Origin of the sequence: Burkholderia sp. Ax-1724, from assembly GCF_011752995.1 — a bacterium.
GTDB lineage: Bacteria > Pseudomonadota > Gammaproteobacteria > Burkholderiales > Burkholderiaceae > Paraburkholderia.
In genome coordinates this window covers 1-20,175 of sequence record NZ_VWWL01000020.1, presented here as the reverse complement: position 1 = coordinate 20,175, position 20,175 = coordinate 1, and the positions used below count along the sequence as shown (strand labels likewise).

The following is a 20,175-nucleotide window of genomic DNA, read 5'->3' as shown; positions in this document are numbered from 1 at the left end:
TTTGCGAATCGGGTCGATGGTCAGTGACGTGAAATCGTTGTAGTGTTGAATCCCGTCCAGGCGCGGACGATCGCGGCAACGCGACACCGCTATTCATTCAGTTGTGGCGGTCGGCACGAAATAAGAAATTCACCACGACGAAATCAGATCGTAAGCAATGACGCGCGACGTCATCGAGGCCAAAGCAGTGCTTGAGCAATACGCCGTATCGAACAACCAGAAGCAACGGGGTTTCAGATGGATCTATCGACCGAGCGGTACGAAGAAATCGTTCACCTGCTATACGAGGCAGTCACGGAACCCTCAGGATGGCCAGGCTTTTTTACGTCACTCGGTGAGGCTATCGAAGCCAGCGCGGTTTACATAAGTGACATGCCGCGCGATTCGCGTGAGCACATTGCATTGCATGACCGGCCCCAGCGAGTCGCGACGGTAATGGACATGATGGTCAAAACGGAAAGAACGACTCCGGCGAGGACGTCGGCGAGATCATGCCCGCCTTGCGTCGGCGTGGACGCAGTGAGTATCAGATCGAGAAGAGTCACGAGCCAGAACAGGCATCGAACCCGACGAAGCGAGTCAACAAATATGACGGCCAACGCCGTGTGAAAAGGCTGCAGCGATACCCGTTTCGCACAACAGCTCGACCGGTACTCAACGGACACGCTTCGTGCGAAGAGGCCGGCAAAGATTACTCGACACACCTGAACCTGCCCCTTGTTATGATTCATCGATTACCAATCAATGAATCGTTACCGCCATGCCTATTCCCGGGTTTCAGGAACTCATGCTGCCGCTGCTAAAGCTAGCTGCCGATCAGAAAGAGCACCGACTACGTGACGCCACCGAAATGCTGGCAATTGCGTTTGGATTGACTGACGACGAGCGGAACAAAATGCTTCCTAGCGGCACATTCCCTGTGTTCGACAACCGCGCGGGTTGGGCACGCACCTACCTGAAACAAGCCGGACTGCTTGAATTGCCGAGGCGTGGTTATTTCAGGATCACACCTCGCGGACTCGAAATGCTCGCACAGCAGCCTGCGAGGATCGACATCCCGTTGCTGAATCAATTCCCGGAGTTTGTCGCCTTTCGACAGAAGCGAGTTGACTCAACCCAGAATGAGCCGAGTACCGACCCGCTGGTTCAGGACGCGCCTACCCCGGCTGAGACCACGCCGGAGGAATTGTTTGCTCAGGCGTATCAGCAGTTGCGATCCAATCTTGAGGCGGAACTGCTCGACCAGATCAGGAACGCGACGCCCGCGTTCTTTGAGCGTCTGGTCATCGATCTTCTGGTAGCAATGGGGTACGGCGGTTCGCGCCAAGACGCGGGAAGCGTTCTTGGTCAGAGCGGTGACGGGGGCATCGACGGAACCATCAAGGAAGACAAGCTCGGCCTCGATGTGATTTACGTGCAGGCCAAGCGCTGGGACAGCACGGTTGGACGCCCCGAAATCCAGAAATTCGCAGGCGCCCTGCAAGGCCAGCGAGCCAATAAAGGGGTATTTCTCACCACGTCGAACTTCAGCCGTGAAGCCCGTGATTACGCAAGCGTTATTACATCGAAAATCATCCTCGTGGATGGCGCTCTGCTGGTGAAGCTCATGGCCGATCATGGCGTGGGAGTGTCGACCGCCAGCACCTACGAGATCAAGAAAATCGATACGGACTATTTCGAGGGCGATTCGATCTGAACGCAGAAGGCCCCGTTCAATCCCCCCATGAAGCCACAATGCTCGGCGATCGAAAACCAAAGCCAGCAAAATCACAAGCAATGACAGCATGAGCACGCCGAGCAGTGACCGTCTCCACGCCAGCGCCCAAGCGACACCCCTGCCCAAACCACCAAAATCCCTGTAAAATCGCGCATTCTGCGGGCGTCGTATAATGGTAATACCCTAGCTTCCCAAGCTAGAGCCGTGGGTTCGATTCCCATCGCCCGCTCCACTTTCCGGCTGAACATTCAGCGGAATCCAGCAAGAGCCGCCTCCCTGAAGGCGGCTTTTTTGTAGTGACATGGCGGACGAAGCGCGCCGCCAGCATCGCTGGCCATCCCGCAAGCCGCAGCGCGCTGCATATGCCGGATCCGCGCTTGGCCGCACCGCGCGGCGCGCATTGGCGGCAAACAGCGCACGGCTCGCCACGCAGGCCGTCAGGCCCTCACCCTTGCAGCACATCGACGATGATCCACGATCCCAACGACTCCGGCCTGCCGGACGAACTCCCGGCGCCCAGCGGCAACCACACGTCCCATGCGGATAGCGCCGACAACACGCTCGACGACGCACACGACACGGAAGGCGCGAGCCCGGAAGAAGCACTGCATCGCCGCCGCATCCGCAGCTTCGTCACGCGCGCGGGGCGCGTCTCGACCGGTCAGCGCCGCGCGCTCGACGAGTTCGGCCCGCGCTTCGTTGTGCCCTTCTCGCCGCAGCAGCCCGACTGGAGCAGCGTGTTCGGCCGCGCGGCGCCGCGCGTACTTGAGATCGGCTTCGGCATGGGCGCGACCACCGCGGAAATCGCGGCGCAACGTCCCGGCGACGATTTCCTCGGCGTCGAAGTCCACGAGCCCGGCGTCGGTGCCTTGCTGAAGCTGATGAGCGAGCAGTCGCTCGCGAACATCCGCATCATCCAGCACGACGCGGTCGAAGTGCTCGAACAGATGATCGCGCCGGACAGCCTCGACGGTGTGCATATCTTCTTCCCGGACCCGTGGCACAAGGCGCGCCATCACAAGCGCCGGCTGATCCAGCCGAAGTTCGTCGCGCTGCTCGTGTCGCGCCTGAAGCCGGGCGCGTATCTGCATTGCGCGACCGACTGGCAGAACTACGCCGAGCAGATGCTCGAAGTACTCGGCGCCGAGCCGCTGCTCGATAACACCACCGACGGTTATGCGCCGCGGCCCGACTATCGTCCGGTGACGAAGTTCGAGCGGCGCGGTTTGCGGCTCGGCCACGGCGTGTGGGATCTCGTGTTCCGCAAGCGCGGCGCGGCGTAAAGCAAACGCGCGACGGTCATTCGCCGCCGGCAACGCAAAAAGGTCCGCATACGCGGACCTTTTTTACATGGCGCAAGCGCCGGATAAAGCGAAATCGCAAACCGCGGGCGATAACCCTCAATCCCCCCAGCCCAACCCGCCGCTATAACCGATCAGCAGAATCAGCAAACCGAAGCCGATCCTATACCACGCGAACACCGTGAAGTCGTGCGACGCGACGTAACGCAACAGCCAGCGCACGCAGATAAACGCGCTCACGAAGGCGGCCACGAAGCCGAGCGCGAAGCTGCCGAGCGCGTCGGTGGTGAGCAGGTGCCAGTCCTTGTACAGCTCGTAGGCGGTCGCGCCGAAGATGATCGGAATCGCGAGAAAGAACGAGAACTCGGTGGCGACGCGGCGCTCCAGACCGAACAGCATGCCGCCGATGATCGTCGAGCCCGAGCGCGAGGTGCCCGGGATCAAGGCGAAGCACTGTGCGAGACCGACCTTGAGCGCATCGAGCGCGCTCAGATCGTCGATGCTGCGCACCCGCACCGCCGCTTCGCCGCGCGCACGCTGGCGCGCCTCCGCCCACAGGATCACGACGCCGCCCGCGACGAGCGCGAACGCGACCGGCACCGGCGAAAACAGCGCCGCCTTGATCGACTTCTCGAACAGCAGGCCGAGCACGATCGCCGGAATCGTCGCAATGATCACGTTCAGCGTGAAGCGACGCGCCTCGGGCTTGCCCGGCAAGCCCACGATCACGCTGCCGATGCGCCGCCGAAACTCCCAGCACACGGCGAGAATCGCGCCGAGCTGGATCACGACGTCGAAGGTTTTGGCGTGGTCGTCGGAGAAGTCGAGCAGGCTGCCGACGACAATCAGATGCCCGGTGCTCGACACCGGCAGAAACTCCGTCAAACCCTCGACGACGCCGAGAATCAGCGCCTTGCAAGCCAGTAGCCAGTCCATCCGTGCCCCTTTATCGCGGTAGGTTGTCGCAACGATCGGGGCCCGCAGGTCATCCTCGGCACGCGCGGCCCCACCGGCCGCGCGTGCATGTCATTTTTCGACGATCTGCACGCGTATGCCGTTTGTAAGGATTGTGATTGTACCGGGTTCGTAGTGGACGCCGGCAAATTGCAGCTGCTCGGGCTTGAAGGTGTAGATCGGATAGTTGGTCAGCAGCTGCGTCGCGAGCAGTGCGGCCGCGGCGTTGATCTGCTGCGTATAGGCCTGTGCCTGGCCGTTCACGCTGACGTTATCGACGCTCGGCGATTTGAGGATCACCGAGCGGCTCGCCGGGTCGTACGCGAGTTCGCTCGACAGCGTGAACACGCCGTCCACCGGCTGTTGCAGGAACGGGCTCGCAAAGCGCGCATCGAGCTTCACCGAGACGCGGTTCGCATCGGGCAGCATGCCCACCACCGGGTTGCTCAGCGCGACGTCGAACACCTGCGACACCGTGCGCTGATACGGGAACTTGCGCTGCACCGCTTCCTGCACCTGCTGCTGCGAGAACGTGTAGTGCGACGGGATGAACGGAAACGTCGGGCTCGCGCAGGCCGCGAGCGACACGGTGATGCCAAGCGCGCCGCAGCCGGTCAGCGCCGCGCGCAGAAAGCGGCGCCGGGTGGGCGCTGCGAGTCGGGTCATGCGAAATCTCCTGGGGAAGGCTGGCGGGCCGTCGGCTTGGGTGGGCGGATGCGATGAACGCGGTTTCCTGGTTTCTTGATTGAGTATCGAAGTGAATAGCGGAAGCGAGCAGCGGGTCGAACGAAGCGCGCCACCGCTACGAAGCGGACAGCGCCTGCGGCCCGGTCAGCGCTTCGAGCCGGGTCAGCCATGCGAGCGCTGCGTCGCGATTCGCGCCGCACATTTCGAGCTGCGGCTGCAGACCCGAGCAGCACGCGGGCCGCTCGGGCTGGCCGAAAATCGCGCAACGCAGATCGTCGCCGAGCTGCACGCAGCGCACGCCCGCGGGCTTGCCGTTCGGCATCCCCGGAATCGGACTCGAAATCGACGGCGCGATACAGCACGCGCCGCAATCGGGACGGCACGCGTGCCCGGCCACCCGAAACGGAGATTCGCGCGTCGCGGTATCGCTCGCTCCGACACTCGCCGACCCGGCGCTATTCAAACCTTCCATCACGTCATTCCTGAACTCGAAAACCGGCAACGCATTACCAGACCCGCATTGTGCCATCGCAATCCCGTGCGGCCTTTTTTGCATTTTCGCGCGGGGTCTGAGTGGGCTTGAGCCGATGCCGACGCTACGCGGCGAGCGAAAGCAACTGGCTTGCTCGTCGGACGATTTTCGGCCATAATCTACGTCTTCCTCACGCGCGGTCATTCCGCTACGCGCGCTGCAGAATCTGCCCAGGTGGTGAAATTGGTAGACGCAGGGGACTCAAAATCCCCCGCCGCAAGGCGTGCCGGTTCGATTCCGGCCCTGGGCACCAGAAGCTGTTCCGGCGAGAGCTGAAGAATTCCGGGAAACCCCGCTAGATCAAGGTCTTGCGGGGTTTTTTATTCTTCGGCGATCCGACTTGATTCAGTGACAGCCGGTGGTATCTGGTGGTATTTTTGGTGGTATCTGGCTTGTTTCTGGGTTTTCCCAGCGGGAGATACCACCATGTCGCTCACCGATGTGCAGGTTAGGAACGCTCGCTACAACCCCGAGGGAACCGGCAATCGCCTCGCGGACAGCGGTCGCATGTATCTCCAGCTCGACAAGTCCGGCGCGAAATACTGGCGAATGAACTTCCGGTTTGCCGGCAAGGACAAGACGCTCGCTCTCGGCGTCTATCCGGACGTGTCGCTCGCGGCAGCGCGAAAAAAGCGAGACGAGGCCCGCGAAAAGCTGACGGCGGGATTGGACCCAAGCAATGTCAAGCGCCTTGAGAAACGCGCTGCCAGACTGGCAGCAGCCAACTCCTTCGAGGCGGTCGCGCGGGGCTGGATGGACGAGCGCAAGAGCAGCGTCGAGCCGGCCCAGCACGTCAAGACTCTCGCCCGTATGGAAAACGACGTGTTCCCGTGGCTTGGCAAGCGTCCGATCACTGACATCGATGCACCGGATATTCTGGCCGTACTGAAGCGCGTAGACAGCCGTGGCGCTCGCTTCACCGCCCATCGTGTGCGCAGTGAAATCAGCCGGGTATTCCGGTACGGCATCAAGGAAGGACATTGCAAGGCCGACCCCGCTCGGGATCTGGTCGGCGCCATTCCACCGGCACAAACAACCCACTTCGCTTCGATCACTGAGCCAACCAAGGTCGGCGAGATGCTGCGCGCCTTCGACGGATTCTCCGGCACCTTCCCTGTCCTCTGCGCACTCAAACTTGCGCCGCTACTGTTTGTCCGGCCTGGCGAGCTTCGCAAGGCCGAATGGTCTCAAATCGATCTGGACAAGGGCGAATGGCGCTACCTCGTCACCAAGACTGAAACTGAGCATCTGGTGCCGCTTTCCAGGCAGTCGATCGCCATTCTGCGCGAACTGCACGCACTCACCAGTGCCGGCAGCTATGTCTTCCCTGGCGCGCGCGATCGCAAGCGGCCAATGAGCGAGGCCACGATCAATGCAGCACTGCGCAGACTCGGCTACGACACGCGCACGGAGATCACCGGACATGGCTTTCGTGCGATGGCGCGCACGATCCTGCATGAAGAGCTCGATCAGAAACCAGAAGTGATCGAACATCAGCTCGCGCACGCAGTGCCGGACAACCTTGGCACAGCCTATAACCGCACAAAGTTCGTCAAAGAGCGCCGGGCAATGATGCAGAAATGGGCCGACTATCTGGATCGGCTCCGTTTGGGTGCGGAGGTCATTCGTATTGGTGATCTGCTCTAGAAATCCTGGACACAAATGAGTGTTAGTGTTTCGGAGCAATTTTCCCCATGACACGGGTGGTTGGCGATGAAGCGCAAGCAATACTCGGTGGAGCAGATCGTGGCGGCGCTCAGGCCAGGTGAACTGGGCATGCCGATGGCGGATCTGGTTCGGCCGTCCGTGTGAATCTCAACCCCGCCTTGAACACGGAAATTCTGACACCCCCACTCCGCTCAGCAATCAGGTCTGGTCCGCGATAACTTTCTCCAGCGCGCCTCCTGCACGCAACAATCGTGACTCATGCGAAGCAGGCGCGCACAACAGAAAGCTGGTTGGCAGCCCCGCCTCCCCCAACCCGTTCGGCAACGCCAACCCGCAGGTGTTCAACATACTGCCCAGAATGGTATTGCAGATCGTCTTCAGATTGACCTGTGCGAACAGATCATCGTTCGCCGCCAACGGTTCGATCGGTGGCGCGACGTGCGGCACAGTGGGCATGACGAGCAACGCGTTGCCGAGGCTCGCCCATAACGAGCGTCGCAATGCCAGGCGGCCGTGCAGCAATGCATCGAGGTCGTCCTGACGGGCATCCTTCGCCTTCATGATCCGCGCATATACCGTAGGATCAATCTGCGTGCAGGAAGGCCCCTCCAGCAGCGCCTGATGCGAGCGATATGCTTCGATGCTGGCAATGTTCCCGTGCCGCGCAATCAGCTCCCGGATGCCGGTCAATTCGGGCACGTGCTGCCAGCGCACGGTCGCGCCAGCATCCTTTGCCCGTTCCAATGAAGCGATGAAGTTGCGCCGCACCGCGGGTTCGAGGTCGTCGAGAATTGCATTCTCCGCAACCACCAGCGTCAGCGACGAGACGTCAATCGGATCGGGCTCGGGCGAGACGATGCGTTCGCCGCGCAACGCAAGATCGAGCAGATAGCAGTCGGTCACGTCGTGGGCGAACACGCCGATCGTGTCGAGCGTCTTCGACAGCGGGAAGACCTGTCGCGTATCGATCCAGCCTTCGGATGCCTTGAAGCCGACGAGACCGTTAAAGGCAGCGGGCGTTCGCACGGAGCCGCCCGTATCAGTACCGATCGCGACCGGCACCAGCCCGTCGGCAACTGCGACAGCGGAACCCGAAGACGAACCGCCCGGCACACGCGGTACGTCAATCGAGCGCGGATTCGGTGGCGTACCGAAATGCGGGTTGAGACCGAGCGCCGAATAAGCGAACTCGGACAGATTCGTCTTGCCGATCGTGACCATGCCCGCGGCAGCGAGATGCCGGACCATCGGCGCGTCCTCGACAGCCGGCGCGGCATGTCGGTAAATATTCGAGCCGGCGGTGGTCACGAGTCCTGCGACGTCGATGAGATCCTTCCACGCAACCGGCACACCGTCGAGCGGACCGCGCGGACTGCCGCTCCGGTATCTTGCGGCGCTTTGCGCCGCTTCGTGCCGCGCGCGCTCGAAACAGACCGACGTGAAGACGGCCGGATGCGCCGCCTGTTCGATACGTTCGATGACGCGTTCGGTCAACTCTCGCGCATCGAGCGCGCCCTGGCGGAGCAAGCGCCCCAGTGCCGCAGCAGTCTGCGGTCGGTCGGGCATCGGCGCCGACGTCATGCTTCGAGTGCCGCTGCGATGGCCATACCGACCTCGGTCGTACTGGCGTTGCCTGCAAGGTCCGGCGTGCACGGCCCCTCGACCAGCACGGTTTCGATCGCCTTGACGATCGCATCGTGTGCTTCGCGGTAGACACCCTGGCTGTCGCCGAGGAAGTCCAGCATCATCGCGCCGGACCAGATCATCGCAATCGGATTGGCGATATTCTTGCCATAGATATCCGGCGCTGACCCGTGAACCGGTTCGAACAGCGAAGGAAACTGACGCTCCGGATTCAGATTCGCGGACGGCGCGATACCGATGGTCCCCGCGCAAGCCGGCCCGAGGTCCGACAGGATGTCGCCGAACAGATTCGACGCAACAACCACGTCGAATCGATCAGGACTCAGCACGAAGCGTGCGCAAAGAATATCGATGTGATACTTGTCCCAGCGAACCTCCGGATACCGCTTCGCGATTTCCTCGACGCGCTCATCCCAGTACGGCATCGTAATCGAGATGCCGTTCGACTTGGTCGCGGCGGTCAGGTGTTTCTTCGGGCGACTCTGCGCGAGCTTGAACGCGTAATCCAGAATGCGGTCGACACCGTGACGCGTAAATACCGTTTCCTGCACGGCGAATTCTCGCTCTGTGCCCTCGAACATACGGCCGCCGATCGACGAGTACTCGCCCTCGGTGTTTTCGCGCACCACATAAAAATCGATTTCACCCGGCTTACGGCCCGCCAGAGGACTCGGCACACCGGGCATCAAACGCACCGGCCGCAGATTGACGTACTGGGAAAAATCGCGGCGGAATTTGAGCAGCGAGCCCCATAGCGAAATATGATCCGGTACCACCGCCGGCCATCCGACCGCACCAAAGAATATGGCTTCGCACTGCATCAACTGCTGCGCCCAGTCACTCGGCATCATTTCGCCATGCTTGGCATAGTAGTCGCAGCTGGCCCAATCGAAGACCTCGAATTCCAGTCCGATACCGAATCGCCGCGCCGCTGCCTCGAGCACGCGCAGCCCTTCGGGCATGACCTCTTTTCCAATGCCGTCGCCGGCAATAACTGCGATCTTGTGAGTTTTCATCGAAGGCTTGAGTTGTGATGTGATTGGCCGGGTTCGATCGATCCCGAAAGAAACCCAATAATAGCGCGCACAGTCGGCGATACAATCATCGTCAGTGTGACTCCATCGATTACGAAAAGTGGACAATCTTCCTTTGTTAGACGATTTGCGTCTTTTCTGCATGGTGGTACGTAAGGAAAGTTTCGCCGCATCCGCACTTGAGTTAGGGGTTTCCCGAGCATTGATCAGTAAAAGGATTGCCGTTCTCGAGAAACTCCTCAACGTCAGGTTGCTACACCGAACAACGAGAAAAGTGTCGCTCACCGAGAGCGGGCACATCGTCTACCTATGGGCTCACAGGCTTCTCGAAGACGCAGAACAGATGGTCGAGGCGATTTCGCTCGCCAAGGTCTCGCCGCGCGGCTTCCTGCGTATCTGCACGAGTTCGGGATTCGGACGCAATCATGTGTCGCGGGCAATTTCGGCAATGGCGCAGCAATATCCGGAAATCGAATTCCAGTTGGAGCTTCTCGATAGACCGGTCGACATCATTCGCGAGGGATTCGACCTCGATATCCGCATTAGTGCCGTACACGAGAAGAGTCTGATTGCACGCATGATCGCGCAGAACGTTCGCGTGCTTTGCGCGTCTCCTGCTTACCTCGATAAAGCCGGAACGCCGAACACGCTGCCCGATCTTGCGTCACACAAATGCATCGTCATCCGCGAACGTGACCTGGAATTCGGCCGTTGGCGTCTGGACGGGCCTCACGGTGTCGAATCGGTGCGTATCGGCGGCCCGCTTTCGGCGAACAACGGCGAGATCGCGCATCGATGGGCCATGGACGGCCACGGCATCATCCTGCGCTCGATGTGGGACGTCGGGCCCAGCCTCAAAAGTGGCGAGCTGAAACGTGTGCTGCCCGATTACCATCAGGATGCGAACGTCTGGGCGGTGTATCCATCGCGTCTTTCCACGTCGGCGAAAGTGCGCGTGTGCGTGGAGTTTCTTCAGAAATGGCTGGCGTCGAATGTGTGAGCCTCGACGGCCTACAACCACCGATGGCGGCCGCATGTACGGCCCAATTCATATAGGACGGCGTGTTCGAATGCGGTAATTGTCTACGGAGCGTGTTCTCTCGTTTCACAGATCAACGATTACGTTGCGAGTCGTGATCACTATAATCATTAGCATTCAAACAGGGAGACATGCCGTGAGCAACACGATCAAGCAATTAGCAAGACTTTCCGAACTGAAGAAAATCGGTTTTCTGACCCCGTCGTCGAATTCGGCGCTCGAGCCGGTGACAGCGGCAATGACCGGACAGATCAGCAATAGGGTCTCGACACACTATAGCCGCGTCCCGGTAAGATCTCTCACGCTCGGAAACGACGATATCGGTCAATTCAAGACGGACACCATGGTCGAATCGGCCGCGCTGCTCGGCCACGCGAAACTGGACGCCATTCTGTGGAACGGCACCTCGGGCAGCTGGACAGGCAAGGGCCTTGAGGCAGATCAGGAAATCGTCGAACAAATCCAGCACGCCACCGGCATCCCGGCCTCGACGACGTCTCTCGCACAACTGGAAGCCTTCAGGCACTACGGCATCAAGCACTATGGCCTCGCTGTCCCCTACGTCGAAGAACCGACGAACAAGATCGTCGAAACTTACGGAAAAGAAGGGATCAAGGCTGTCAAAACCGCGCGTCTCGAACTGACGGAGAACGTAGTGATCGGCAATGTGCCGTTCGACCGTATCAGGCAACTGCTGCGCGATGCGGATTCTCCGGACGCGGAATGTATCGTCGTAGCCTGTACGAATTTGCCGGCCACGGTCGTGGTCGATGAAATGGAAGCGGAACTGGGCAAGCCGATCTTCGACAGCATCGCCGTCACGCTGTGGAAGGCACTGCAGATGACGTCGATCGACACGCCCTTGCATGGCTGGGGCAAGTTGTTGAGAGACGATCCGGTTCTCGCACAGCTCGAACCTGTCATGGCGTCGCTGCGCGAAGCGACTGGCGCTAGCCGCACGACGTTACGCATTGACGTTCCCGCGCACAACTGCCATGTGGACACCGTTTGCGCGGAGTCGGTCGCAAAGGGCATTCCTCCACTGAAGCTGAACTCTTCGCTGAATCAGCGCAGCCTTGCCACGGTTCAATGGCTCGAGAGAAATCACAAGCCGCTGGTCCAGGACGACTGCGCCAATGCTGAATTCAAGCCGCCTCAGGCGCTGATGGACATCTACGGCGTAAAAGCACAAATGCTGATCGGTATGCAGTCCAAAGACGGCAATACGATGGGCTGGATCTCGGTCCACAACGTCGGCAGCACACGCCAATGGCGCGACACCGACGTCGCCGCGCTCGAATCGGCCGCGCAACAGGTACAAAGCGTGCTGCAAAAGAGCGGCTGGGCAAGCTTCGGATCCTGAGGCGAACCGAAGGTGGCCGTCGTACGAACGGCCACCGGTGAAAGGAATCTGCATCATTCATTATGTACTCCAAATAATATAACCATGGAGATGAAGTTCATGAGTACGTCGACCAAGACGATTACAGATCAAGGCAAGACAGCGGTACGATGGAAGATATTCTTCGTACTGCTGGTACTGGTCGCGATCAACTACATCGATCGCGCGTCACTGTCTGTGGCGATGCCGTTGATTTCGAAAGATTTCGACATCGACCCTGCGATCCAGGGTCTCCTGTTCAGTTCGTTCTTCTGGACTTACGCGCTTATGCAGGTGCCGGGCGGCATGCTTGCCGACCGCTTCAAGCCGCGGATCGTGATCACCGTCGCCGCTGTCTGTTGGGGGGCATGTCAGGCGATTGCCGGCCTGTGCACCAACGGCACCACGCTGCTCCTGACTCGCTTCGGGCTTGGTGCTGCCGAAGCGCCGATTTATCCGTCCGGCGGCAAATTGAACCGGATCTGGATGACGCGGCACGAACGGGGCCGCGGTGCAACGCTACTTGATGGTGGCGCACCGCTTGGTGCCGCGCTCGGTGCACTACTGATCGCCTCGCTGATCGGTGCATTCGGCTCGTGGCGAATTGCATTCGCGATCGCCGGCGTGGGCACCGTGCTGGCGGGCCTCTTCGCATGGTATTTCATTCGCAACGATCCGCGCGAACACCCCGGCGTCAACGAGGCCGAGGCACTTTACATCGAGCGGGCCCATGAAATCGAGGCGGCAGAAGAGCCAACGGAAGTCAGCGGCAGACGGCTCGATCTGTTCAAGTACCGCTCGGTATGGCTGATGTGCGCAGGCTATATGTGCGCGAACATCGTGTTTTACGGCTTGCTGACATGGATGCCGAATTACCTCAGCAAGGTGCATGGATTTAATATCCAGCAGATGGGAGGCGCCAGTTTCATCATCTTCGGCTCGGGCTTCGTTGGCGAACTGGTAGGTGGATTCCTGTCCGACAAGTGGAAGACCGCGGGAGGCTCCCCGAACAAGGTGATGCGAACCCTGCTCGGCTTCGCTGCGATTATCGTGACCGCAGCGGTGTTTTCCGTCGCCTATTCGACGGGACCGGTGCTGACCGTCGTGCTGCTGTCGATCACGCTGTTTTTCCAGCGCTGGACCGGGCTTTACTGGAGCATCCCGTCGCTGATCGGCACACGCGACAAGGTCGGTCTGCTCGGCGGACTGATGAACCTTGGCGGCAACATCGGAGGTGTGCTGGTACCACTCGCCGTCGGCATAATCGTGCAACTGACAGGTTCGTATTTTCTTGCGATGATGGTATTCGCGGGTGCCGGAGTCGGGTTGCTGCTTTGCTCAATATGTATCGATTTCGGCAATAAGATTCCGGTCTGATTCAAGCAACTGCGGCACACGCGACGAACCACGTCGTTCGTTGCTGTGCGGCCAATGTGTCCATTGAAGGAGAGCAAGGGAAAATGAGCAAGGAAATACTCGTAGCTTTCGGTGTCGATGTCGATGCGGTTGCCGGCTGGCTCGGCTCGTATGGCGGAGAGGATTCGCCCGACGACATTTCCCGCGGCCTCTTTGCCGGGGAAGTCGGTTCCATGCGCATCCTGAAGTTATTCGAGCGCGAGAACATCAAATCGACATGGTTCATACCGGGCCATTCGATCGAAACATTTCCTGAGCAGATGAAGGCTGTCGCCCAGGCCGGACATGAAATCGGTATCCACGGCTATAGCCACGAGAACCCGATCGCGATGACCCGCGAGCAGGAAGAAGCCGTGCTCGACAGGAGTATCGAACTGGTAACGGCGCTGGCTGGTCGCGCGCCGACCGGTTACGTCGCGCCCTGGTGGGAGTTCAGTCCGATCACGAACGAGTTGCTGCTCGAGCGTGGCATCAAATACGACCACAGTCTGATGCACAACGACTTCCACCCGTACTACGTGCGCGTCGGTGACTCGTGGACCAAAATCGACTACAGCAAGCATCCGGACACGTGGATGAAACCGCTCGTGCGCGGCCATGAAACCAATCTGGTCGAGATTCCCGCCAACTGGTATCTCGACGACCTCCCGCCGATGATGTTCATCAAGAAGTCGCCGAACAGCCATGGCTTCGTCAATCCGCGCGACATCGAATCGATGTGGCGTGACCAGTTCGACTGGGTCTATCGCGAGCATGAGTACGCTGTATTCCCCATTACGATCCACCCGGACGTATCGGGCCGTCCGCAGGTGCTATTGATGCTCGAACGGCTCATTGCGCACTTCAAAGGCCATGAGGGCGTGCGCTTCTGTACGTGCGACGAAATCGCCGACGATTTTCTGCGGCGCTTTCCCCGTCAGCAGACTGCATGAATATGCGCAATGCAGCCGGTCTTGACCTCGCGCTAACGATGGAGCGCTAGTATGTGCGGTGCGTGCGGATTGTTCGGTGGCGGCAGTCATTGGTCGAATGCGACGCTGCCGCATGACGAGGGTGGCGTGCGGCGCCAGCGCTATCTGCAGACGGCACTGGCAAACCGGATTCTCGTGCTGTTCCGGCTGCGGCTCGACGACTTCCACGGCCAATCGTTCGTGCTGACGTCGCCGACAGGTGCCTCCGAGATCGTCAATGACTTCGCGCAAGTGTGGCACACGGCGGAACGCATGCTCGGAAAGCCTCTCGATCCGCTAACGCTGTTCGACGGGAGTGAGCCACTATGAGCACAGCCTACGATGTGATTCCCGTCACGATAGTCACGGGTTTTCTCGGCAGCGGGAAATCGACACTGCTCTCGGATGTGCTAACGGGCGAGGTTGCGCGCGACACAGCAGTGCTGGTCAACGAGTTCGGCTCGGTCGGGCTCGACCAGATGCTCGTCGGCACGGTCGATACGCGTACGGTGCTGCTCGACCAGGGGTGCTTGTGCTGCGCGGTACGCGGCGAATTGAAGGACAGTCTCGTCGATCTGTTTTCGAGGCGAGCGCGTGGCGAAATCGCGCCTTTTTCGCGGCTTGTCATCGAGACAAGTGGACTGGCAATGCCTACACCGATCATCGCCACGCTGCTGTCCGATCCGTTCGTGAGCAAACACTACGTGCTTCATGCTACGGTAACGGTGGTCGACGCCGTCAACTTTGCGGATCAGCGTGACCGGCATCCAGAGTGGCTGGCGCAGGTCATCGCGGCCGATCGGATACTCGTCAGCAAAGCCGATCTCGCCGGCCCTCGCGAATTGCAAGTACTGCGCGATACGCTCGCGTCGCGCAACCCGGCCGCCGACATAGTAATTCGCGACGCTGCGACGAATCCAACCGACTTGCTCGCATTATTGACCAATCCGGCAAGCAGCGACGATCTGATCCGGCGCGTCGGCGAATCTGTGCGTGTTTCGGCCAATGCAAACACGCTCGGTGGCCGCTCCCGGGGGACACTGATGCATCGGGAAGAACTGTCTGCAACGCACGTCGAATCGTGTTGCCTGACCTTCGACAAGCCGCTCGATTGGGTTCCGTTTACGCTTTGGCTAACACTGCTGTTGAACCGGCACGGCAGCCGAATCCTGCGCGTAAAAGGCGTAGTGTGGATGCGGGGATTCGATAGTCCCGCCGCGATTCACGCTGTCCATCATCTGGTCCATCCCGTTATCCACCTCGATCCCTCCCAAAACGTGCCACGCGTGTCGGTCATCGTGTTTATTGTTGAAGACCTCGATTGTGCCAAGCTTTCCGACTCGTTTGAGCGCTTCATGGAGCGCCTTGGTTAGCGATATGTCGCCGAGCATAGAGATTATGGAGAAACTCGTGAACGGTACGCTAATACAACGTCCCGCAATTACTTGCACTCTTACCCTGGATGTTATTCACGGCCTTGTGAACAAAAAAGTGGAACAACCAAAGCTTCGCGGTTCTTCCCACCGAACTCGCGCCCTGATATCTGCCTGCCACCCGGTTTCCTGCCCTGTCCCGCCCCCAGCTCCCAAGGTCGCACGGGCAACCGCGCGCTTTGGATTCTCGCTGACGCAATGCGCCAGATGAAGGCGTAAGCACCAGCGGGCATGACTCGCGGTTTCATTCCCCCCTTCCTGTGAGGACTCCCGGCCAAGTCTTGTCCTGGCAGATTCGGGCAACACTACGGCCAGGACTTTTTTTGAATTTTCGGGAGTCAATCATGCAAACCCAGATCGAAACCCACTTCGACAACGAGCAGTCCATCGTAACCGTGCCGTACCTGACAAAACCCACGCTGAACTCGCCGTCTTTCCCCTTGCATGTTCAACAATGCCTTCCAGCGTATAACCCTTCTTTCTGACAGCACCGATCAACGCCCGCATCTCTTTCATTGCATCGGTAATCGGGATGCGCTACTCGGCCTCCGGTTTGACCGGTAACGACTCGATAGAGTGGATCAATTCATCCCACTGTGCCCGCGTATAGCTCTTCGCAATCGGCATGACTCACTCCAGATCACTCCCAGCATCTCATCCTCCTCACATGGGAAAGACCTGTCAATACCAGTTTTCCGGGCGAAGCTACTTCACCGGAACAGTACAGAACCCGGCAGATCGAACCGGAATAGAAGGAATATTTTTGAGCTGTCGTGCATGAACAACGATCCTGACTGGACGTCCCGCAGACAGCCACCGCGACCGCACCGACACGAGACATATCAAAGATCTATATCCAGACCGGCCGGATGTACGTGATGCACTCACGGACTATCTTTCGTATTCGACTGACTCGCAACCGGTCGCCCGTATATCTCCAAAACGACGGCACTGATTCCGCGAACATGAAGGGCTGATGGAACAGCGCCCATCTCACGGATTCAGGACATGAAATTGACGAACTGGGTCAGCCAGCCTCGCAGACTCCCGACAGTCAGTTATCCGACACGACCGGACCATCGCGCAGAATCGTTCCGTACCGCGTGCAGACTCGATCCATTTGTCTCGCAGACTATGTGGCGCGACTCGCGAACAGCTGAACTCCCCGGTGCAGACATATCCGGCCAACCTAACCAAAAGCGTTTACGCAAGAACATCAGAAACGATATAAAACAAGGAATCGCAGGAAAGGCTACCGCCGGTTTTGGGCGCCATGCATATGGCGACATCTACCCACTAACGTTGATGGCGCCGGGAGAGGCCGTTGATTCCGTCGCCTGATGCGAACGCATGTCGATCTCGGTGACAAAGGACGTTACTGTATGGCAAAGGAAATTGCCCCTCTCAAACTACGTACCGCCAGAAGGGAGTTCGTTCGCCCCACTCGGACAATCGGCAACGTCGATACGTTGGCCGCGAGAAAACTCGCCATGCTACATTCCACAGACAAATCGCCGGGAAGGTATGCAAAATGGGTTTTGCGTTCATCCGCGAGGGAGATACGACCTCGCATGGCGGCAAGGTTCTAGCTTGCACGTCGACCAATATCGTTCATGGAAAGCCGCTCGCCCTCCTCGGCGATATGGTGTCTTGCCCAAAGTGCGGCGGAGTCTTTCCGATCGTGACCGTCAAACCGTTGGGGATGACCTTCGGGGGCCGCCCCGTCGCGTCCGAAGGAGACAAGACGGCCTGCGGCGCCTCTCTTATTGCAACGCAGGCTGTCGCTACTGCGGCACCAACCGGTGGACAGGGAGGCGCGGCGGGTGCCGGTCGCAACATCATGCCCGAAACCGCTACTAACCAGGACGGTACGCACCGGGGACGCTTCCAGGTCCTTGACGATAGCACCGGCCAAGCGATCCCTAACCATCCGTACACCGTTACATCATCGACGGGGCAAGCGGTCACGGGGAGAACAGATGCGAACGGCTACACCGACTGGCTTGAGGACCACACGTCATCGTCGCTGACCTTCGAGCATCCTGGCGGATCGAGCGGCGCATGACCGATTACGCACAAGAGTCCGGCATTGGGTCCACAGGACCAGGCGCAGGAACCACGAACACTGTTCGGTTGCGCCCGAACTCCCTAGATCCGAAGGATCGCCAATTCCTCTGCTCCGCGATCTGCAAGTGCAACGCCACGCCCTCTATCGGCATCAGCGGCCAGCGGCTAAAGCAGCAATGCGTGAGCGGGCGGCTGAGAGCAATGGATTCGGCGGTCGACCATCAGAGCCCGTACAAGCCCGAGGTCAACTACGATATGACTCAAGATCCACCGGCACCGATTATGGACAGCGCGGTCATCACTAAGGCACATGATTGGCTCCCCGGGTGGATCCAGAAGTATTGGCCAGGCGGCCTGTCGGGCTACACTCCAGGAGTCGGGAACATCCGCCGACCGGATGCGGTAATCGTCAATGACCCATCGTTGCCACCGACACAGGACAATCTGAAGAACGTGGTGGAGTTGAAGTTTCCGCCAGACGCAATTGACCTCAAACAGCAGGCCGCGTACGAGGAAATCGCAGGTGACCCGGGCAAGGTAGCGACCATGGGGCCGGGCGACTGCGGATGCTCAGACGACAAGTCGCAGGAAGACTCCGAGACATCATCGGCACGGTCCTTTGCGTCGCAGATCGGCAAGCTCTTCAGCCAAGGCCTGAACGGCTACGTGCATGGCACACCAGGCGGAATGCCTCCTCCCCCTGTGCCGTTCCCTGTACCCTGATCAACGAGCGAAAGACAATGAGCAGCAACGATTTTGAAGAATGGGCGCGGGACCCGAAGCGGGCAGGCACCCTTCCTTATGCGGTGTTCGAACCGAAGCACCCGCACAATGGCGTCGGCGCAGCACTAACCGTGCGTGCGTGCCTGTATTTCAAGGACGGCTACACAACCGACAAGCGCCAGGCGATTGCCCAAGCTTTCGACGCGTATCTCAAGGTCGCGCGCCAGGCCGTCGAAGAGGACGCCCAGCCGATCCGCTGGCTGTGGTTCAACGGAAAGCCAGCGCTGACATTGGATAAGGCACCAAGCCTGGCAACGCTAGCCAGGCAGGTCGGCACCGACGAAGGATTCGACGCGATCTACCTCGGCGGCGAAACCGCGCGTGAGGCTTCGTTCTGCGAATTCATGACCTTCTGCCTGGAAAAGTTTCAGGCCGATCTAGGCACCCGCGGGTTCGACGTCCTCGTGTTCACGCTGCCCATCCCGTTTGTACGCGCCACCCCCGAACCGTTTGTTGACCTATTCCAGGAAGTGGCGGTGCTGCTTAACGCGGTGCACGGGCACGCGGGACTAGCCGTTAATCTCTCACCCACCGGGCGCCCGGAGAACGAGAGCAGCGAATACTTCATGGCAAAGCAACTAGGCCCGGGGGTGGATGTCGGTGATCCGATGGCGATGAAGGTCCGCAAGCTGTCGAGCAAACTGAAGACCGTCGACTGGCTTACGCTCATTGACGGCGCGATGCTTGAACAGGTCGGCGGTCTTCGGACGCTGCGCTCTGAACTGCCTCGCGACTGGTTCCGGCTCGATGCGTGCGGCCAAGGGCTGCTGATTCGTGCGGGCGTTGCTCCGCAACCCGGAATGCCTCAAGGCGAAGATCAGCCCATCGCCCCGCCTCCCGCGTACGTGGTGCTCAACGCCGCGCTGCGCGACGTGCTGACCGACAGCGTGAGCAGTTTGCAACGCGGAACCGTCAATGGCGACGCGCCGGTGTACAACACAGCACCGAGCAGCGACGCGTGGCTACGACGTTTCGATGTCAAGTCCGATGATCTCATAAGCGCGAAGGCCGCAGTGCTGGACACTCAGAAGCTGCCGGGCATTTAACGGGAAGAGCCAGTGCGGCGGGGGCGTTTCGAGCACGCGTGGCACCCTATCGCCACGCAGCGGCACGAGCGGGATGTTAGCTATTGGACATCGGGCAGAGCGATGGGGATGGCCAAGTTGGGTCGCGTTACGCCTTTTGCATGAGGCGCGCGAGCGCGACGATTGTCTCGCTCGGTCGTGGGGCCTCTCGCGGCCAGGAGTGACCGTTCGACATCGATATGTGGATCGCCGACAATCACCCCAATCCATCACAAAGCGCCCCCCATTTAGACTACGGACATTGATCGATGTTATTCGGTTCGAAATCTGAGTTTGCCATCGAAGCCATGATCGAACCCGGTCTGGTCCCGCCGTCCGCCGTCTATGGACGAATGCAAGTATGGTGTGCAAATGCGTCGCTAGAGCGTGTTAGGCACTTTGGATAATGGGCACGGCATGAACAAGCATGAGCATAGCGAAGACGACGAAATGCAAGCCTGCCAGGGTTTCGGGCAGGCGTTCGTAGTCGCGTGCCAGTCGCCGG

Annotated in this window: 18 protein-coding genes, 2 tRNA genes and 1 pseudogene; 15 read left to right on the top strand and 6 right to left on the bottom strand. The window is 59.7% G+C overall.

Annotated elements, in window-relative coordinates:
• The first annotated feature begins 787 nt into the window (after window positions 1–787).
• The 3 genes from F3J19_RS22810 (at window position 788) to trmB (ending at window position 3,000) form a co-directional block, all read left to right on the top strand.
• On the top strand, window positions 788–1,696 hold the full coding sequence (locus tag F3J19_RS22810) for a restriction endonuclease (protein ID WP_240159168.1): 909 nt from the start codon (window positions 788–790) through the stop codon (window positions 1,694–1,696).
• Window positions 1,697–1,875: 179 nt separating this feature from the next.
• A tRNA-Gly gene (locus F3J19_RS22805) sits at window positions 1,876–1,949 on the top strand.
• 235 nt (window positions 1,950–2,184) lie between these two features.
• Window positions 2,185–3,000, top strand: coding sequence for a tRNA (guanosine(46)-N7)-methyltransferase TrmB (trmB, locus tag F3J19_RS22800; protein WP_167046424.1), 816 nt, complete (start codon window positions 2,185–2,187; stop codon window positions 2,998–3,000).
• Between the two features lie 117 nt (window positions 3,001–3,117).
• Here the strand turns inward: trmB and F3J19_RS22795 are convergent, their stop codons facing one another.
• The 3 genes from F3J19_RS22795 to F3J19_RS22785 form a co-directional block, all read right to left on the bottom strand.
• A complete protein-coding gene (locus tag F3J19_RS22795; RefSeq protein ID WP_167046421.1) occupies window positions 3,118–3,954 on the bottom strand; it encodes an undecaprenyl-diphosphate phosphatase in 837 nt (278 codons plus the stop codon).
• A gap of 90 nt (window positions 3,955–4,044) precedes the next feature.
• Window positions 4,045–4,638 carry a DUF1439 domain-containing protein gene (locus tag F3J19_RS22790; protein ID WP_167046417.1) on the bottom strand — a complete coding sequence of 198 codons (594 nt, stop codon included), beginning with the start codon at window positions 4,636–4,638 and terminating at the stop codon, window positions 4,045–4,047.
• A 136-nt stretch (window positions 4,639–4,774) separates the two neighbouring features.
• Window positions 4,775–5,131 (bottom strand): YkgJ family cysteine cluster protein, encoded by a 357-nt coding sequence (locus F3J19_RS22785; protein ID WP_205193168.1) that lies wholly within the window; start codon window positions 5,129–5,131, stop codon window positions 4,775–4,777.
• A gap of 228 nt (window positions 5,132–5,359) precedes the next feature.
• Here F3J19_RS22785 and F3J19_RS22780 point away from each other — a divergent pair.
• Window positions 5,360–5,444 (top strand) — tRNA-Leu (locus F3J19_RS22780).
• A 173-nt stretch (window positions 5,445–5,617) separates the two neighbouring features.
• The gene (locus F3J19_RS22775) at window positions 5,618–6,838 is read left to right on the top strand and encodes an integrase arm-type DNA-binding domain-containing protein (protein WP_167046414.1); all 1,221 of its coding nucleotides are present in this window, start codon (window positions 5,618–5,620) and stop codon (window positions 6,836–6,838) included.
• Between the two features lie 219 nt (window positions 6,839–7,057).
• On the opposite strand, the gene F3J19_RS22770 is transcribed toward F3J19_RS22775, so the two are convergent.
• Complete coding sequence (locus F3J19_RS22770; RefSeq protein WP_167046410.1) at window positions 7,058–8,425, bottom strand: amidase family protein; 1,368 nt, start codon at window positions 8,423–8,425, stop codon at window positions 7,058–7,060.
• Between the two features lie 11 nt (window positions 8,426–8,436).
• Window positions 8,437–9,519, bottom strand: coding sequence for a tartrate dehydrogenase (locus tag F3J19_RS22765; RefSeq protein ID WP_167046829.1), 1,083 nt, complete (start codon window positions 9,517–9,519; stop codon window positions 8,437–8,439).
• A 118-nt stretch (window positions 9,520–9,637) separates the two neighbouring features.
• Here F3J19_RS22765 and F3J19_RS22760 point away from each other — a divergent pair, with 118 nt between their 5' ends.
• The 10 genes from F3J19_RS22760 to F3J19_RS22715 all read left to right on the top strand — a co-directional run bounded on the left by F3J19_RS22760 (window position 9,638) and on the right by F3J19_RS22715 (window position 19,652).
• Complete coding sequence (locus F3J19_RS22760; protein ID WP_167046407.1) at window positions 9,638–10,537, top strand: LysR family transcriptional regulator; 900 nt, start codon at window positions 9,638–9,640, stop codon at window positions 10,535–10,537.
• Between the two features lie 175 nt (window positions 10,538–10,712).
• Window positions 10,713–11,939 carry a GAF domain-containing protein gene (locus tag F3J19_RS22755; RefSeq protein WP_167046404.1) on the top strand — a complete coding sequence of 409 codons (1,227 nt, stop codon included), beginning with the start codon at window positions 10,713–10,715 and terminating at the stop codon, window positions 11,937–11,939.
• Window positions 11,940–12,038: 99 nt separating this feature from the next.
• Window positions 12,039–13,334: an MFS transporter gene (locus F3J19_RS22750; RefSeq protein ID WP_167046401.1), complete on the top strand. Its 1,296-nt coding sequence runs from the start codon at window positions 12,039–12,041 to the stop codon at window positions 13,332–13,334.
• Window positions 13,335–13,417: 83 nt separating this feature from the next.
• Window positions 13,418–14,305 (top strand): polysaccharide deacetylase, encoded by an 888-nt coding sequence (locus tag F3J19_RS22745; RefSeq protein WP_167046399.1) that lies wholly within the window; start codon window positions 13,418–13,420, stop codon window positions 14,303–14,305.
• A 51-nt stretch (window positions 14,306–14,356) separates the two neighbouring features.
• Window positions 14,357–14,653, top strand: a complete 297-nt coding sequence (locus tag F3J19_RS22740) for a hypothetical protein (RefSeq protein ID WP_167046396.1) — start codon at window positions 14,357–14,359, stop codon at window positions 14,651–14,653.
• Window positions 14,650–15,696, top strand: a complete 1,047-nt coding sequence (locus tag F3J19_RS22735) for a GTP-binding protein (RefSeq protein ID WP_167046393.1) — start codon at window positions 14,650–14,652, stop codon at window positions 15,694–15,696. The genes F3J19_RS22740 and F3J19_RS22735 overlap by 4 nt, the downstream gene beginning before the upstream one ends.
• Window positions 15,697–16,100: 404 nt before the next feature.
• Window positions 16,101–16,241, top strand: coding sequence for a hypothetical protein (locus F3J19_RS22730; RefSeq protein ID WP_167046390.1), 141 nt, complete (start codon window positions 16,101–16,103; stop codon window positions 16,239–16,241).
• 1,046 nt (window positions 16,242–17,287) lie between these two features.
• Window positions 17,288–17,821, top strand: a complete 534-nt coding sequence (locus F3J19_RS22725; protein WP_167046387.1) for a PAAR domain-containing protein — start codon at window positions 17,288–17,290, stop codon at window positions 17,819–17,821.
• Window positions 17,818–18,546 (top strand): VRR-NUC domain-containing protein, encoded by a 729-nt coding sequence (locus tag F3J19_RS22720; RefSeq protein ID WP_167046384.1) that lies wholly within the window; start codon window positions 17,818–17,820, stop codon window positions 18,544–18,546. The genes F3J19_RS22725 and F3J19_RS22720 overlap by 4 nt, the downstream gene beginning before the upstream one ends.
• A 17-nt stretch (window positions 18,547–18,563) precedes the next feature.
• On the top strand, window positions 18,564–19,652 hold the full coding sequence (locus tag F3J19_RS22715; RefSeq protein WP_167046382.1) for a type VI immunity family protein: 1,089 nt from the start codon (window positions 18,564–18,566) through the stop codon (window positions 19,650–19,652).
• Between the two features lie 408 nt (window positions 19,653–20,060).
• On the opposite strand, the pseudogene F3J19_RS22710 reads toward F3J19_RS22715, so the two are convergent.
• Window positions 20,061–20,175, bottom strand: a pseudogene (locus F3J19_RS22710) (IS5/IS1182 family transposase); the annotation flags it as partial.

Bases quoted from the DNA above. Each gene is read 5' to 3' on its own strand.
- F3J19_RS22810 (WP_240159168.1), top strand. From the start codon at position 788: ATGCTGCCGCTGCTAAAGCTAGCTGCCGATCAGAAAGAGCACCGACTA.
- trmB (WP_167046424.1), top strand. From the start codon at position 2,185: ATGATCCACGATCCCAACGACTCCGGCCTGCCGGACGAACTCCCGGCG.
- F3J19_RS22795 (WP_167046421.1), bottom strand. From the start codon at position 3,954: ATGGACTGGCTACTGGCTTGCAAGGCGCTGATTCTCGGCGTCGTCGAG.
- F3J19_RS22790 (WP_167046417.1), bottom strand. From the start codon at position 4,638: ATGACCCGACTCGCAGCGCCCACCCGGCGCCGCTTTCTGCGCGCGGCG.
- F3J19_RS22785 (WP_205193168.1), bottom strand. From the start codon at position 5,131: ATGGAAGGTTTGAATAGCGCCGGGTCGGCGAGTGTCGGAGCGAGCGAT.
- F3J19_RS22775 (WP_167046414.1), top strand. From the start codon at position 5,618: ATGTCGCTCACCGATGTGCAGGTTAGGAACGCTCGCTACAACCCCGAG.
- F3J19_RS22770 (WP_167046410.1), bottom strand. From the start codon at position 8,425: ATGCCCGACCGACCGCAGACTGCTGCGGCACTGGGGCGCTTGCTCCGC.
- F3J19_RS22765 (WP_167046829.1), bottom strand. From the start codon at position 9,519: ATGAAAACTCACAAGATCGCAGTTATTGCCGGCGACGGCATTGGAAAA.
- F3J19_RS22750 (WP_167046401.1), top strand. From the start codon at position 12,039: ATGAGTACGTCGACCAAGACGATTACAGATCAAGGCAAGACAGCGGTA.
- F3J19_RS22745 (WP_167046399.1), top strand. From the start codon at position 13,418: ATGAGCAAGGAAATACTCGTAGCTTTCGGTGTCGATGTCGATGCGGTT.
- F3J19_RS22740 (WP_167046396.1), top strand. From the start codon at position 14,357: ATGTGCGGTGCGTGCGGATTGTTCGGTGGCGGCAGTCATTGGTCGAAT.
- F3J19_RS22735 (WP_167046393.1), top strand. From the start codon at position 14,650: ATGAGCACAGCCTACGATGTGATTCCCGTCACGATAGTCACGGGTTTT.
- F3J19_RS22730 (WP_167046390.1), top strand. From the start codon at position 16,101: ATGCAAACCCAGATCGAAACCCACTTCGACAACGAGCAGTCCATCGTA.
- F3J19_RS22725 (WP_167046387.1), top strand. From the start codon at position 17,288: ATGGGTTTTGCGTTCATCCGCGAGGGAGATACGACCTCGCATGGCGGC.
- F3J19_RS22720 (WP_167046384.1), top strand. From the start codon at position 17,818: ATGACCGATTACGCACAAGAGTCCGGCATTGGGTCCACAGGACCAGGC.
- F3J19_RS22715 (WP_167046382.1), top strand. From the start codon at position 18,564: ATGAGCAGCAACGATTTTGAAGAATGGGCGCGGGACCCGAAGCGGGCA.